General features: G+C 42.6%; 14 protein-coding genes. 7 read left to right on the top strand and 7 right to left on the bottom strand.

Going from position 1 to position 13,490, the window contains the following annotated elements; all coding sequences use genetic code 11:
• Window positions 1–198 precede the first annotated feature (198 nt).
• The 6 genes from ACT3RN_RS10660 to ACT3RN_RS10685 all read left to right on the top strand — a co-directional run bounded on the left by ACT3RN_RS10660 (window position 199) and on the right by ACT3RN_RS10685 (window position 3,196).
• A complete protein-coding gene (locus ACT3RN_RS10660; RefSeq protein WP_192520347.1) occupies window positions 199–459 on the top strand; it encodes a type II toxin-antitoxin system HicA family toxin in 261 nt (86 codons plus the stop codon).
• A 100-nt stretch (window positions 460–559) separates the two neighbouring features.
• Window positions 560–937: a toxin-antitoxin system HicB family antitoxin gene (locus tag ACT3RN_RS10665; RefSeq protein WP_444518623.1), complete on the top strand. Its 378-nt coding sequence runs from the start codon at window positions 560–562 to the stop codon at window positions 935–937.
• 23 nt (window positions 938–960) lie between these two features.
• Window positions 961–1,206 (top strand): hypothetical protein, encoded by a 246-nt coding sequence (locus ACT3RN_RS10670; RefSeq protein WP_192520809.1) that lies wholly within the window; start codon window positions 961–963, stop codon window positions 1,204–1,206.
• Between the two features lie 110 nt (window positions 1,207–1,316).
• Window positions 1,317–2,192, top strand: coding sequence for an N-acetylmuramoyl-L-alanine amidase (locus tag ACT3RN_RS10675; RefSeq protein WP_192520811.1), 876 nt, complete (start codon window positions 1,317–1,319; stop codon window positions 2,190–2,192).
• 50 nt (window positions 2,193–2,242) lie between these two features.
• Window positions 2,243–2,989 carry a pyridoxine 5'-phosphate synthase gene (locus tag ACT3RN_RS10680; protein ID WP_192520813.1) on the top strand — a complete coding sequence of 249 codons (747 nt, stop codon included), beginning with the start codon at window positions 2,243–2,245 and terminating at the stop codon, window positions 2,987–2,989.
• Between the two features lie 21 nt (window positions 2,990–3,010).
• Window positions 3,011–3,196: a hypothetical protein gene (locus ACT3RN_RS10685; RefSeq protein WP_192520814.1), complete on the top strand. Its 186-nt coding sequence runs from the start codon at window positions 3,011–3,013 to the stop codon at window positions 3,194–3,196.
• A 47-nt stretch (window positions 3,197–3,243) separates the two neighbouring features.
• Here the strand turns inward: ACT3RN_RS10685 and ACT3RN_RS10690 are convergent, their stop codons facing one another.
• From ACT3RN_RS10690 to ACT3RN_RS10705, 4 genes are all read right to left on the bottom strand, one after another.
• Complete coding sequence (locus tag ACT3RN_RS10690) at window positions 3,244–3,603, bottom strand: ACT domain-containing protein (RefSeq protein WP_263972675.1); 360 nt, start codon at window positions 3,601–3,603, stop codon at window positions 3,244–3,246.
• 255 nt (window positions 3,604–3,858) lie between these two features.
• On the bottom strand, window positions 3,859–4,350 hold the full coding sequence (locus ACT3RN_RS10695; RefSeq protein ID WP_442061982.1) for a hypothetical protein: 492 nt from the start codon (window positions 4,348–4,350) through the stop codon (window positions 3,859–3,861).
• Window positions 4,351–4,373: 23 nt separating this feature from the next.
• Window positions 4,374–4,499 (bottom strand): hypothetical protein, encoded by a 126-nt coding sequence (locus ACT3RN_RS10700; protein ID WP_442061985.1) that lies wholly within the window; start codon window positions 4,497–4,499, stop codon window positions 4,374–4,376.
• A gap of 426 nt (window positions 4,500–4,925) precedes the next feature.
• Window positions 4,926–5,192 (bottom strand): ACT domain-containing protein, encoded by a 267-nt coding sequence (locus ACT3RN_RS10705; RefSeq protein WP_442061987.1) that lies wholly within the window; start codon window positions 5,190–5,192, stop codon window positions 4,926–4,928.
• A gap of 151 nt (window positions 5,193–5,343) precedes the next feature.
• On the opposite strand from ACT3RN_RS10705, the gene ACT3RN_RS10710 reads away from it, so the two are divergent.
• Window positions 5,344–5,964: a glutathione S-transferase family protein gene (locus ACT3RN_RS10710; RefSeq protein ID WP_442061990.1), complete on the top strand. Its 621-nt coding sequence runs from the start codon at window positions 5,344–5,346 to the stop codon at window positions 5,962–5,964.
• An 86-nt stretch (window positions 5,965–6,050) separates the two neighbouring features.
• On the opposite strand, the gene ACT3RN_RS10715 is transcribed toward ACT3RN_RS10710, so the two are convergent.
• The 3 genes from ACT3RN_RS10715 to purL form a co-directional block, all read right to left on the bottom strand.
• Window positions 6,051–7,730, bottom strand: coding sequence for a glycosyl hydrolase family 28-related protein (locus ACT3RN_RS10715; RefSeq protein ID WP_444518624.1), 1,680 nt, complete (start codon window positions 7,728–7,730; stop codon window positions 6,051–6,053).
• Window positions 7,731–7,826: 96 nt separating this feature from the next.
• A complete protein-coding gene (locus ACT3RN_RS10720; RefSeq protein ID WP_444518625.1) occupies window positions 7,827–8,387 on the bottom strand; it encodes a hypothetical protein in 561 nt (186 codons plus the stop codon).
• Window positions 8,388–8,968: 581 nt separating this feature from the next.
• Window positions 8,969–12,988: a phosphoribosylformylglycinamidine synthase gene (gene purL / locus ACT3RN_RS10725; protein WP_442063033.1), complete on the bottom strand. Its 4,020-nt coding sequence runs from the start codon at window positions 12,986–12,988 to the stop codon at window positions 8,969–8,971.
• Window positions 12,989–13,490 lie beyond the last annotated feature (502 nt).

Here is a 13,490-nt window from a genome sequence, read left to right on the forward strand (position 1 = left end):
AAATTAAATAATACCGTACTATCACATTATTTTTATAAAAATAATCTAGCATTTTACGTTTTTATTTTATAGACTATTGTATGCAAACAACATGTAGTAGTTATTTTATTAAAATGCACTATATATTGTATATAAAAAATTCACCATAACAATGTAACTAAAAAGTAGTTGCAAATATCATGTGCATTTGGGTACTATATGTCTAAGTCAGAAAAACTTATAAAACGCTTTAAAACTGTTCCAGTAGATTTCACATGGGATGAGTTTGTCAAATTACTATCACTACACGACTATCAATTAGCAAAAGGTAGCGGCTCCAGAAGAAAATTCATTAATAAAAACACTGGCTTGTCTATGAGTTTTCACGAACCTCATCCACAATCGATCATGAAAAAATGTTACATCCGTCAAGTTATTCAAAATTTTGATGATAATAAGGTTTGGTTAGACAATGACTAATAAACAGCACTTCTCGTACAAAAATTATACTGGCTCGATAGAGTACAGTACTGAGGATATGTGTCTTTTTGGCAAGGTTCAAATGATTCAAGATCTTGTTATGTACGATGGTGAAACACTACCTGAATTACAGATGGCATTCGAAGCAGCAGTTGATGAATACTTAGAAATGTGTGTAGAAGAAAATAAATGCCCCAATAGACCTTGCAGTGGCTCTTTTAATATTAGAATGCCTGAAGAATTGCACCGTCAATGTATCAATGAGGCAAACATTTTAGGTCTTAATTTAAATAAGTTTATTAATCAATGTATTGATTTTTACTTTTATAATAAAGAATTAAAAATAAATTATGCACTAGTGGATTTAGAACCTATGCAATATATGTTTACCGAATCGATTCACTACAACCTCATACCCTCGGGTAAAGAAACAGCACCTGTATATGATGTAGATATGCAACCAAATAGCTTGTGCTAACGAATAAATTGTCGAGGTGTATTATGTCGGACAAGGCAAATGAAGTGAAAAAATTCAGCTTAGAAGAGATCACAAAACTATTGATAAAAGAGAGCCACATAACTGAAGGTTATTATCTAGCGCTAATTGTTCCAACAATAAATGGTGGACAGTTTAAATCGAAAGACGGTGATGGCTCGAAACAGGGTATTATCATTGAATTCGATAGTGTTCGCTTATTAAAAGTTGATGAGCATACTGAGAGTGCAGTAAGTGCGGCTGATATGTGATCGCGTTATGGTCGAGTATAAGCTTTGTACTTTCGATAAAACAACCAACATTCTAACTAGTATATACAAAAAGGTGAGCTTTATAGCACACCTTTTTTATTGAGCATTTCATGGTAAAAAACATCTTTTTAGCGTTTAGCCTAACGCTGCCCTTGATTGGTTGCGTGACCACGACCTCTCCCGTCGCGACAACCAAGAGCTACATCGTAGATGGTAAAACCTATCAAGCCACTGGCAAAAGCGAACGCATCAAAACCATTGTCCTGCACTATACGGTCTCAGACAATGAAAGATCTATCAACACACTGACCACAGGCAAGGTCAGCGCCCATTATCTAGTGTTAGATAATGATGATGATAAAATTTATAACCTCGTACCAGAGAACGAGCGCGCTTGGCATGCCGGTGATGGCGGGTTTGCAGGACGCACGATATTAAACGATACCTCTATCGGTATAGAGATCGTCAATGTAGGCATTGCGCCTGAATATAAGGATGCGCTAAAAGACGGTACGCTGGCGTATCATCCTTATGACCATTATGTGGCGTTTGACCAGCTACAGATCAAAAAGGTCGCGGAGTTGGTGCAAGATATCACGGCAAGATACGACATCTCACCCAAAAACATCATCGGTCATTCAGACATGGCACCCTCGCGTAAAATAGACCCCGGTGCAAAGTTTCCTTGGGAGCAGCTATATAAACAATATGCTATCGGCGCTTGGTATGATGGCGCTGATAAGTTTGCGTTTATGGACATAGAAGCGTTTGCGGCAGCCACAATACCTGAGATTAAGCAGCAGTTTCGTGATTATGGCTATCAGATTAACAGTAGCGACGAGTGGGACAAGGCCAGTCGTGATGTCATTTATGCATTTCAGTTGCACTTTCGACCGCGTAACCCAACGGGCGAAATAGATTTAGAAACTTATGCTATTTTAAAGGCATTAAATAAGAAGTATGCTGATAGCGACAATTTTTATTAGCCATTAACAATCAAAAATCTATCCATAACAACAATGAAAAAGGAAATACTATGAGCACATTGTTTAGCGTAAATTTGAATAAATTGGCTTTAATCCGTAACTCCCGCGGTACGGACTACCCTAACCTGCTGTACTTTGTAAAAAAGCTGATCGACCTAGGCGTTAAAGGCTTTACCGTACATCCGAGACCCGATGAGCGTCATATCAGATACCAAGATGTCTATGATATCAGTGCATTCTTAAAAGACTATCCAGAGATTGAGTTCAATATCGAAGGCAACCCAAACGAGCAATTCTTAAAACTCATTCGTGAAGTAAAACCACATCAATGCACGCTCGTGCCAGACAGTGAAGATCAGCTGACTTCAGATCATGGCTTTGACATCATCACCCATCATGCGTTTTTATCGACGTTAAGCAAAGAGCTGCAAGCGTTCGGTACGCGCTGTGCGGTGTTTATTGACCCTGATATCGAACAAATCAAAGCGGTCATCGAGAGTGATGTGCAGACGATCGAGATGTATACCGAAGAATGGGCGCGCGCTTACAGTAATGGTAAGAGCGATGACAATATTGATTTCGATGAGGTCAAGCAACGCTTTAGCGACTGTATCAATCTAGCCAATCAAAACGGTATCCGCGTCAATGCTGGTCATGATTTGAATTTGGATAATTTGGCTGAGCTGCTCGCGCTTAGTGATATCGCTGAGGTGTCGATTGGTCATGCGTTTACGATTGAGTCGCTGGAACAAGGCATGGATAATGTGGTGCGTCAGTATTTAAAAATATGTGATTAAAAAGCATTAGCAGGAGTCAATATGAGTGACTTAACAGGTAAAGAGCAACAAAACGAGCTTGAGAAATATCTAGAAGAAAAAGCCAAGCAAGCACAGACAGATGAGCAGGAAGCGAAACCGCTTTCTGCTTATGATGCTTGCGTGCTAAAGGAAAGTGCTAAGATTCATGAATTGATTGCTGAGGCTCGGAAAGAAATTAAGAAATGATTTAGACGTTAACGATACAGATTTGCAAATATAAAATTTCAAACTGTCTATTTATGACCCAGCTCTTTTAACGCCGATAGCGCCTGCTCCGCCTTGTCATTCGATACAAATATATGGTCATGATAATAGGCAGCGATCACGTTGGCACTGATACCTTTTGAGGTCAATTTGGTTGACACTGCTGCGGTTAGACTTACGGTGTCTAGGCTTGAATGTACGGTTAAAGTAATTTGCTGAAAAACACCTTCGTAGTTCAAACCAGCTTCCTCGGCTTTATGCTTGGTTAATACTAAAGTTAGACCTTCTGGCTCCTTAAACGTAGCTATCGGTTCTAGGTGAAGATATTGTTCTAACTTATCAGCTACTGAGCAAAATACGAACGCTTCATCTACAAGCTCTGGCTGCATCGCATCGAATCAAGCAATTTACTTAAGTCTTTAATTCCTGCCATTTTCTTAGTCCTGAATTTATTTAACTCTAGTATTTGATACTGGTATTGAGTCGCTACCTAACTTTGTCAGGCTGTAAACAGTCGTCTTTGATAATCTAAAATTGCAGTGCAATTTTTTAACGCTTTTCAGGATTAGCTCTAAAAACTATCAAGCCTTAACAATCAAATCAGGCTGCTTATCCAACCTACGCACTTTTTTAATGTCATTAAATCAAGAGACAACATCAATTGTTATCCATACTTTATCTGCTTGACACTCATAAAGATATGGATTTTTCCATTCCGTATTAGACCCCATATCGTTGTCCGTAAGGTCAGAATAATCCATTGAGAACCCGCCTAGGGTTACCGTATCCCCAATCTCGAAACTGGCTTGCTTGTCCTCATCATATAAAGCAGATATATGATCGTTAAAAGACAAATGCTCAGTTTGAATAAGAATTAAATAGTCATCTATATAAAGACATTTGCCTTTTTTCTTGATTAAGCCGGTTATCGTATCGAAGTTATTTTCAGGGTGATTATCTTGTTCATTAGTTGACATCATATTGACGTTATCTCCTGCTGCTTCATCGTTATTCATTATTTTAAAACTTTCATCTAGCTCAAGGTTACTACTCTGGATGTCATTTAAGTTATTAGACGCCTCTGGCTGGCAAGCTACTAATAAAAGACTGGCTAATACGAGTACATATTTACGCATATTTTAACCTTAGAATCTAATATTTATTCGGCGGAATGCTGTTGCGATAACTCTGTATCAGTACGGATCGATTTGATATCAGGTATCTCATGACTGAACTTGCGACTAGGCCCAACTTCGCCTTTGGCAATCGTCGATGCTTGATTCAACGACGTGGATAGATCAGTGTAAAATTAATTACTCATTTTTATACGTCTCTTTTATTTGTTGGGTTAGCTTTGCAAGCTGGGTTTTTAGTCATCAATTATATTGTTTTGACACTGATAAAAAAACCTATTTAAAGGATTTTCCTTGCAAGCTTAACAAAGCAGTACTTCGTTTTTACGGCTTTCAGGTTACGTTCACACTACCGACCTTTTAATTTGTAGAATCGAACCACGACAAATATCTGCAAGAACACGATGCCGCCGCTAGCCCCGACTGTATCGGTATCCTGCTAGTTTAGGCGAGTTGCGGTGGCTAGAGTTTGAGGTGGTGTCGAGGTAACAGTAACATCTCAATTCGTGTCGCCGCCGCGCCCAGACTGGCAGATACAAGTGGAAGGCGGGAAATAGCTCACTTACTTATAAAAAACGTTATATATTACTCAGTTCTTTTAACGCAGATAGCGCCTGCTCCGCCTTATCATTCGACACAAATATATGGTCATGATAATAGGCAGCGATCACATTGGCACTGATATCTTTTGAGGTCAGTTTGGTTGACACGGCTGCGGTTAGACCGACCGCTTCTAGGCTTGAATGCACCGTCAAAGTGATTTGCCGAAACACGCCTTCGTAATTCAAACCTGCCTCATCAGCTTTGTCTTTTGTCAAAACCAGAGTCAGCCCTTCTGTCTCCATAAGCTTAGCGCCAATGCGGGCTGCATCGAACCCAACAGCTCATTGATATCTGTAATTCCTGACATGGCCTAACTCCTGAATGTACTTAACCCTAGCATTCAATGCTGATGATAGGTATATTGCCACTTGATTGTCATAACAAGGATAAGCCATGTACACCCTATACGGTAATAAAATATCCGGAAATAGCTATAAAACGCGCCTAACTTGCGCGTTATTAAACATTGATTACCAATGGATTGAGGTCGATATATTGACGCAAGAAAGCCGACAAGAGGCATTCCTGCAAATCAATCCACTAGGTCAAGTACCAGTTTTATTAATCGAACCTGACGACTCATCTATTGATTGCAAACCTACCAAAATACTAGAGTCGAATGCGATCATCAGATATTTGGCGGACGGCTCATCACTTATTCCAAACGCTGCCATAAAATACGCAGAAATGTGGCAATGGTTACTCTATGAACAAACCGAAGTTCGACCTAACATAGCCTCTTTGCGTTTTATTAAAAAGTTCCAGAACATGATACCCAGTAGACTGGCCGAATATCAGCAGAAGCTTGATAAGTCAAAAGACATTCTTAGTTATTTGAACGAACATTTTCAAAATAAAACCTATGTACTAGGAGATGATGTGAGTCTTGCGGATATCAGCTTATATGCCTATACGCATAATGCGGAGGAAGGTGGGCTGGAGTTATTGCCTTATAAAAATTTACTCAATTGGCTTAAACGTATCGAATCACTACCCAACTTTGTGAAACTATAAAAAAAGGTGAGCTTCGGCTCACCTTTTTTGTGTTTGCAATAGTTTAAACTTTCTTAGTACAGTCAAGCGCGTGCACCTAGTATACGCTACATAACCACAAAGTCATCTACCGTCAGCGCTTGATTCACTGTCGCAAATTGAACCTCTGAGAAATCAGTGCCAGATCCATCTGCATCAAAGTATAAATCATCGCCTTTTTGGATAATTCGAGTATTGCTATCAACCTCTTCATCATCTGTGACCAACCAATTGTTTTCTAGCTTATCGAGACTGACATCGCCAAAGACCACTTCGCTTAACGCAACTTTGTCACTTTCATCTGAGCTAAAATCTACGATAGTATCTATATTATCGGCGCTCAGCTCACTATCAAATGAGAAAGTATCTGCATCATCACCACCGGTTAGTACATCCCGACCTAAGCCACCATTAATAACCTCACTACCCAAGCCGCCTTTTAGATCATCATCTCTATCTGTGCCCATCACTACATTGTCATACAACTCATTGTCCTGACCTCTGTCATCAATATCGGCACGTCCAACTTCGTTACCCGTTGTAACCACCGTATTACCGCTCACGGTATTTCCACTCGTTTCATTGTTGAAGATAATACTCGCCAAAACTCGGCCATCATCACTTAATGCCGTATCAACACCATCAATAAAATTATCAAAAAACTGACTGTCGCTCACGCCATTGATACGAACATCAAAACCATTGCCAATAATCTGATTACCCTCTACCAATACATTATTGATTTCATGATCGACCCCAGAAGCGCGTTCTGATATGACGAGTCCATACTCTTCATTGTTCAAAGACTGTGAGCTGATAATGTTGACATTGGTAACTAGATCACCGTTGTTTGGCTCTATATTGATACCTGCTGCTGGGGTGGAGCCGTTGGTATTCTTGAATACAGAATTGATAATATCGATACCATCGCCATCGACGATAGTGATGCCTTGACGAGTGTTGTTGTCAGAAACGATATTATAAAGAGTAATATCTTCACTCGCTCCTTGGCTCTCGCCAATGTAGACACCATCACCGCGAAAATCTTGTATATTAACGTTTTCGATTGTGACATTTTGAGAACCTAATATACCAATGCCTACGCCCCAATTATCACCTGTACCGGAGTGCTCATAACGATCACCGATGATAGTGCCACCTATTACATTTACGTTTTCTACGTCTCTAATAAACAATACGTAGTGCGTCGCTTCATCACTAGGAATCGCCTCGAGTACCGTATCATCCTCCATCTTTAGAGTGACATTACTCTGTAGCCACAATCTATCTGTGGTATCAATCAAGTAGTTACCTTCAGGGATATAAACAGTGCCACCACCACTCTCAGAGACAGCGTTAATCGCTTTTTGGATAGCAGCAGTATCATCTGTACTGCCATCTCCTTTGGCACCATATTCACTATCCGTTACGTCTACCACTAGTAAACTGGCAGGCTCAGGGGTATAAATACTGACATCACTATCACTTACGATGGTTTTATTGATACCGTCATTGCTCGTATATGATGCTTCTACCGTTATGGTCTTACTGGCTTCTTGGCTAGTCAGGGCATAAGTGTTTTGCGTCGCATTATCAATCGGTTGTCCGTCTGCAAACCATTGATACGTCACATCAGCATCCAGTACGCCATCGGCATCTTGAATACTGCTGCTTAACATACCCGTGTCGTTGCCACTGATAGTGATGCTAGCAGTACTTGTAGCTTCATTGGTCTCAGGAAGTACCACCTCAAGTTCAGGTTCAGGCTATGGTTCAGGCTCTGGTTCAGGCTCTGGTTCAGGTTCAGGCTCTGGTTCAGGCTCTGGTTCAGGCTCTGGTTCAGGCTATGGTTCCGGTTCAGGCTCCGGTTCAGGCTCTGGTTCAGGCTCTGGTTCAGGCTCAACTTCTGGGTCGCTAGTTGATGAACTCGAAGAGTCACCTGAAGAACTATTCAATGCTGCAGCGCCACCAGTCACACCTAACGCTCCTAAACCAGTGAGAAACCATGGATTATGACTAGTAGCATTGCTGTCTGTCTCTGCAGCCTCTAGGTCAGATAACTCAAAAGTTGATAGGTTTTCAGTGACATACCCATCCGTAGCGGCACTGTAATTGTTGACTGAATAATTATAATACTGACCATCCGTTTCTAAGCCAGTTAAACTAATAGCATCTTGGTCCTTTGAGTAGTAACCCTTTAATATAAAAGAAACCTCACCCTGATCCATAACCAATAGGTTGTTATCTTCACGTGAAAACTTGACCTGTTTAGGTGCAAAACCTGAATCATCAGCAATGATGAACCGAGATCCAGCGCTCACGTCTATGACCTGCTCATGACCAGCTTTTACACTGATTGACTGCTGGCTTTCTGGCGTGATTACTCTCAAAGTTTGCAAGTTCATAAGATGCCTTTTATATGACTAAAGTCAATGCCCACGTAAAATTTATGTAGCGCAACCAACTGCGTGTATGACGGAAAGTACGCATGCATGTATCATCAGTATCCCATGACTTTGGTTTCTATACCAGTGCATATCATCAGTACGACCTAATGAAACGCACCAGATTTACTCTGTTGTTATGTGTAAAAACTATATTATGCTGCCATATCAGGTATAAAAACGCTTATTATCACAATAGAAGCCAAAAAATAGCTAGCATTATAGACGAGTTAACTCGATATTTTGTACTTTGTCTCTTTATCGCTAATACTCGTTTATTTGACATTATTGTACTCTGAGCCTATTAGCTATTTCCATGAAGTTAAACTATTAATATAAAATGAAACAGTACAGATTGTTTTTTTAACACAAATTCCAAACACAAAAAAGGTGAGCCTAAGCCCACCTTTTTATTTTAAAAACAGCTATCTAAAACTATAAGCAATTGCTAGAGGTTTGAGTAGCGAGGAAAACATGCGCAAGCACTACATATCGTAGGCTCAGCAAGTTTGACGAAGCTAATCAAGCATCTAGGTTTGCGACTAGCGCAACCAAGCACGAGCGTTACGGAACATACGCATCCACGCGCCGTCCTCATCCCATTCTTCTGGTTTCCAGCTGTGGTTATACGCTTTTAGGTTACGCTCAGGATGTGGCATCATGATCGTGACGCGACCGTCGGTACTACATAGGCCTGTGACACCGCCAAGCGAGCCGTTTGGATTGAGCGGATAGGTTTCAGTTGGATGACCTTGGCTATCGACATAACGCATCGCAAGCTGACCGTGTTTTGCCATACCGTCGATTTCGGTGTTGTCCAGCGTAGCATAGCCTTCACCATGCGCCACAGCGATTGGCAAGATACTGTCTTGCATACCTTTGAACAGGATAGACTTGGTACGCTCAACTTTTACGTTAACGGTACGCGCTTCAAAACGAGCGGATTTGTTCGCGACGAAGCGTGGGAAGTTTTCTGCACCTGGGATGAGGTCTTTTAACTGCGCCATCATCTGACAACCGTTACAGACACCTAATGAGAAGGTATCAGGACGGGCAAAGAATCGGACAAACTGCATGCGTAGCTCGTCATGGAACAAGATAGAGTTCGCCCAGCCAGAGCCTGCGCCGAGTACATCACCATAACTAAAGCCACCACAAGCGACCAGACCGTCGAAGTCACGTAGATTGATACGGCCACTGAGTAGATCGCTCATGTGTACGTCGACCGCTTCAAAGCCAGCTTGTGTAAAGCCTGCTGCCATCTCTGTCTGACCGTTGACGCCTTGCTCGCGGAGGATTGCGACTCTTGGTTTGCTGTTATCAGAATCAGCACGGCTGTTTACATACGGCTCTTCCACCTTTTGATTGAGATCAAAGTTTGGCGCAGCGATTAGGCCTTTATGGCTCGCATCAGCGATTAAGTCATACTCTTGCTGTACGCACGCTGGATTATCACGGCGACTTGCGATCTGATAGCTGACCTGCGTCCATGCTTGCTGCAACTCAGTACGGCTAAAGCGTAAGGTTTCATTACCCATTAGCGTTGGCGTTTGGATCAGTAAGCTATCTTCTTCTGAGCTTTGACCCACAAGGCTCAACATATCAGCAACGTTAAACTCTTCTACCAATTGCATTAAAGCAGCGACGTTTTCTGGCAATACTTGGATGACTGCGCCCAGCTCTTCACTGAACAGCTGACCGAGTAAGTTGTCATCAGTCAGTGACAGCTTGATACCTTGACGGCTGGTGAACTGCATCTCAGCGATGGTCGCTAGTAGACCACCATCACCGATATCGTGATACGCGCTGATGACGCCTTGCTCGTTACCTGCCTGTACAAAATTAAAGAAATCAATCAAATCGCTTGGCTGCGCTAGGTCTGGGCAGTCGTTACCCAATTGGCTAAGCGTCTGCGCTAGGATTGAACCACCTAGGCGTAACTTACCTTTAGATAAGTCAATACGGTAGAACGCGCTGTCGCCATTGATTAGCTCAGGGGTTAGGGTTTTTGCTACATCAACCACAGGAGCAAAGGCTGTAATCACAAGGCTCATAGGTGACACGACTGATTTGTCCGTCTCGCCTGCTTCACTGCTGTCTGTCCAATTGGCACGCATCGATAGCGAGTCTTTACCGACTGGAATAGCGATACCGAGTGCTGGGCACAGCTCTTCACCGACGGTATATACAGCGTCAAACAATGCTGCGTCTTCCGCATCATCACCACATGCTGCCATCCAGTTCGCTGACATGGTGATATCAGACAACTGAGCAATGCGCGCACCAGCGATGTTGGTAATCGCTTCGCCAATGGCGAGTCGTGCTGAGGCTTGTGGACTGATAAGGGCAACTGGCGTACGCTCACCAATACTCATCGCTTCACCGCTCATCACCTGACCATCGAGTGCAATCAAACCTGACGCTGTCACAGCACAATCCGATACTGGCACTTGATAGCGACCAACATACTGGTCACGCACGACCATACCAGTGATAGAACGGTCACCAATGCTAATCAAGAATGATTTGCTAGCGACCGTTGGGTGACGCAATACGTCTTTGATAGACTCAGCTAAACTGACTTCACCCAAATCTAATGCAGGCAAGCTGCTGTCATGACGCTCAAAGCTACGCTTCATCTTTGGCGTGCCACCGAGCAATACTTGCATCGGCATATCGACAGGCTGATCGCTGAGCAATGTATCGTCAACGACTAGCTGACGTACATCGGTGGCTGATCCTAAAATGGCATACGGGCAACGCTCACGCGCGCAGATAGCATCGAACTGGGCTTCGCTATCAGGACGAATCGCGAGGACATAACGCTCTTGCGCCTCGTTTGACCAAATGGCCATTGGTGACATGCCAGCTTCTAAAGATGGAACTTTACGCAGATTTAGTACCGCGCCCATCTCATGGTCATTGACCAGCTCTGGCATCGCATTAGAGATACCGCCAGCGCCCACATCATGCAATGACACGATCGGGTTGCCGTCTTTACCATTATTACTATCGTCGACACTATGTCCTGCCAGTGCCCAGCAGCGATCCATTACTTCTTGGCAACGACGCTCCATCTCAGCATTGTCACGCTGCACAGAAGCAAAGTCCAAGCCTTCATCAAGTGAACCACTGTCTACAGAAGACGCTGCACCGCCGCCTAGACCGATCTGCATCGCAGGGCCGCCAAGAACGATCAATAAATCACCTTGTTGAATGGCGTTTTTTTCAATGAGGTTGCGTTTGATATTGCCGTAACCACCTGCCAGCATGATTGGCTTATGATAGCCACGCATCTCGCTGCCGTCTTTTGCCGCTGACGTATCCAGCTGAAAGCTACGGAAATAACCGCATAGGTTAGGACGGCCAAACTCGTTTGAGAAGTTGGCTGAACCAAGTGGCGCTTCGGTCATAATCTCAAGGCTGGTTGCCATACGGTCTGGCGTACCATAAGCCTGAGTGCTCAATTGACCTGACTGCTCCCATTTCTCAGCGAGCTCTGGAATATGTAGATGTGATACGTGAAAGCCTGTCAGACCTGCTTTTGGCTTACCGCCACGACCAGTCGCCCCTTCATCACGAATCTCACCACCAGCACCTGTCGCTGCACCTGCATAAGGGGCGATAGCGGTTGGATGGTTATGAGTTTCGACTTTCATTAAGATATCGATGTTTTCTTGATGAAAACCGTAAGGATGAATTGAGTTGGCATCCATTGCATCGGTTGGAATAGGATAAAAACGCATGCCATCAGAGCCAGTCATCACCGCAGCGTTGTCTTTATAAGCAGATAAGATACCTTGTGGATTCGACTGATAAGTGTTCTTAATCATCTGAAACAGTGACTTCGGCTGAACGTCACCATCCACTGTCCACTGGGCGTTAAAAATCTTATGACGGCAATGCTCTGAGTTTGCCTGTGCAAACATCATCAGCTCAACGTCAGTTGGGTTACGCTTTAGCTCATTGACATAGGCATTCATCAAATAATCAATGTCTTCACTTGATAACGCAAAACCAAACTCAGTATTGGCAGACTCTAGCGCGGACTGACCTTGTCCGATTACATCGACATGATTTAATGATGCTGGCTGCGCATCATCAAACAATTTGCTCAAATCACTCAAGTCATAAACCAAGCTCTGAGTCATACGGTCAAACAATAATTGCTCAGCAGCAGTTGGTAGCTTATTGTCGGTTGCGCCCACTTCACCATCGATTGTTAGCGTATAAACAACGACACGCTCAACACGGTTAATCTCAATTTCACAGTTATTAAAGATATCAGTCGCTTTACTTGCCCATGGCGAAATCGTACCAAAACGAGGACCCACGATGACTTGTAATTGATTGGCCTGTGGCACTGCAAGGACAGTAGCACTATCAACAGCGAGCAAATCTAATGCTTTTTTGTGCTCATCACCTTCTAGCTCTCGTGATAACACATACACTTGCTGGGTATTGATTTGGCTGACATTAAGCTCGGTTTTTTTCTGAAACTGACTGATGAGTTGCTGCGTCTGAAAATCGGTAAGAAACGGTTGTCCGGCGATGGTCATCATAAAGGCATAATCCGTAAGATCAAGGCATCTCTGCCATGCTAAGTAAATGGTCTGCATATTATAACAAGAAGACCTGTAATAAGCAGTCCTAAACCGAGATAAATTGCCGATACGAAGCATTAAATAGGTATGAGAGATCGAGGGTGAGTAAAATATTTGTTACTTTTCCCATACGCTATTTTCATCGTAGAGACGTTTTGAGCATATCGTTATAATTTTTACCTAATCCTTATAATCCTTACAAACACTGACATCCTCTTACTGGCAACCTATATAAATGACCTATCGATAATCGTTAATCTAGATATCAGTTGCTAACGCGCTGAACATACAAACTAAAAAAACAACTCTAATCAAAAATAAGCCAATCAATAGCAATTTAGCCGCTAACACAAGCTCAATAACCATAAATCTAAAGAACTATAAATCCGAATGACTATAAATTTAAATAACTATCAAAAAGGAAGTTACTATGAGTAGACAAGACCATATCGATAAAGTT

This window comes from Psychrobacter sp. AOP5-GZ1-6, from assembly GCF_052376345.1.
GTDB lineage: Bacteria > Pseudomonadota > Gammaproteobacteria > Pseudomonadales > Moraxellaceae > Psychrobacter.

Coding starts and splice junctions, on each gene's coding strand:
- ACT3RN_RS10660 (WP_192520347.1), top strand. CDS start 199: ATGTCTAAGTCAGAAAAACTTATAAAACGCTTTAAAACTGTTCCAGTA.
- ACT3RN_RS10665 (WP_444518623.1), top strand. CDS start 560: ATGTACGATGGTGAAACACTACCTGAATTACAGATGGCATTCGAAGCA.
- ACT3RN_RS10670 (WP_192520809.1), top strand. CDS start 961: ATGTCGGACAAGGCAAATGAAGTGAAAAAATTCAGCTTAGAAGAGATC.
- ACT3RN_RS10675 (WP_192520811.1), top strand. CDS start 1,317: ATGGTAAAAAACATCTTTTTAGCGTTTAGCCTAACGCTGCCCTTGATT.
- ACT3RN_RS10680 (WP_192520813.1), top strand. CDS start 2,243: ATGAGCACATTGTTTAGCGTAAATTTGAATAAATTGGCTTTAATCCGT.
- ACT3RN_RS10685 (WP_192520814.1), top strand. CDS start 3,011: ATGAGTGACTTAACAGGTAAAGAGCAACAAAACGAGCTTGAGAAATAT.
- ACT3RN_RS10690 (WP_263972675.1), bottom strand. CDS start 3,603: ATGCAGCCAGAGCTTGTAGATGAAGCGTTCGTATTTTGCTCAGTAGCT.
- ACT3RN_RS10695 (WP_442061982.1), bottom strand. CDS start 4,350: ATGCGTAAATATGTACTCGTATTAGCCAGTCTTTTATTAGTAGCTTGC.
- ACT3RN_RS10705 (WP_442061987.1), bottom strand. CDS start 5,192: ATGGAGACAGAAGGGCTGACTCTGGTTTTGACAAAAGACAAAGCTGAT.
- ACT3RN_RS10710 (WP_442061990.1), top strand. CDS start 5,344: ATGTACACCCTATACGGTAATAAAATATCCGGAAATAGCTATAAAACG.
- ACT3RN_RS10720 (WP_444518625.1), bottom strand. CDS start 8,387: ATGAACTTGCAAACTTTGAGAGTAATCACGCCAGAAAGCCAGCAGTCA.
- purL (WP_442063033.1), bottom strand. CDS start 12,988: ATGATGACCATCGCCGGACAACCGTTTCTTACCGATTTTCAGACGCAG.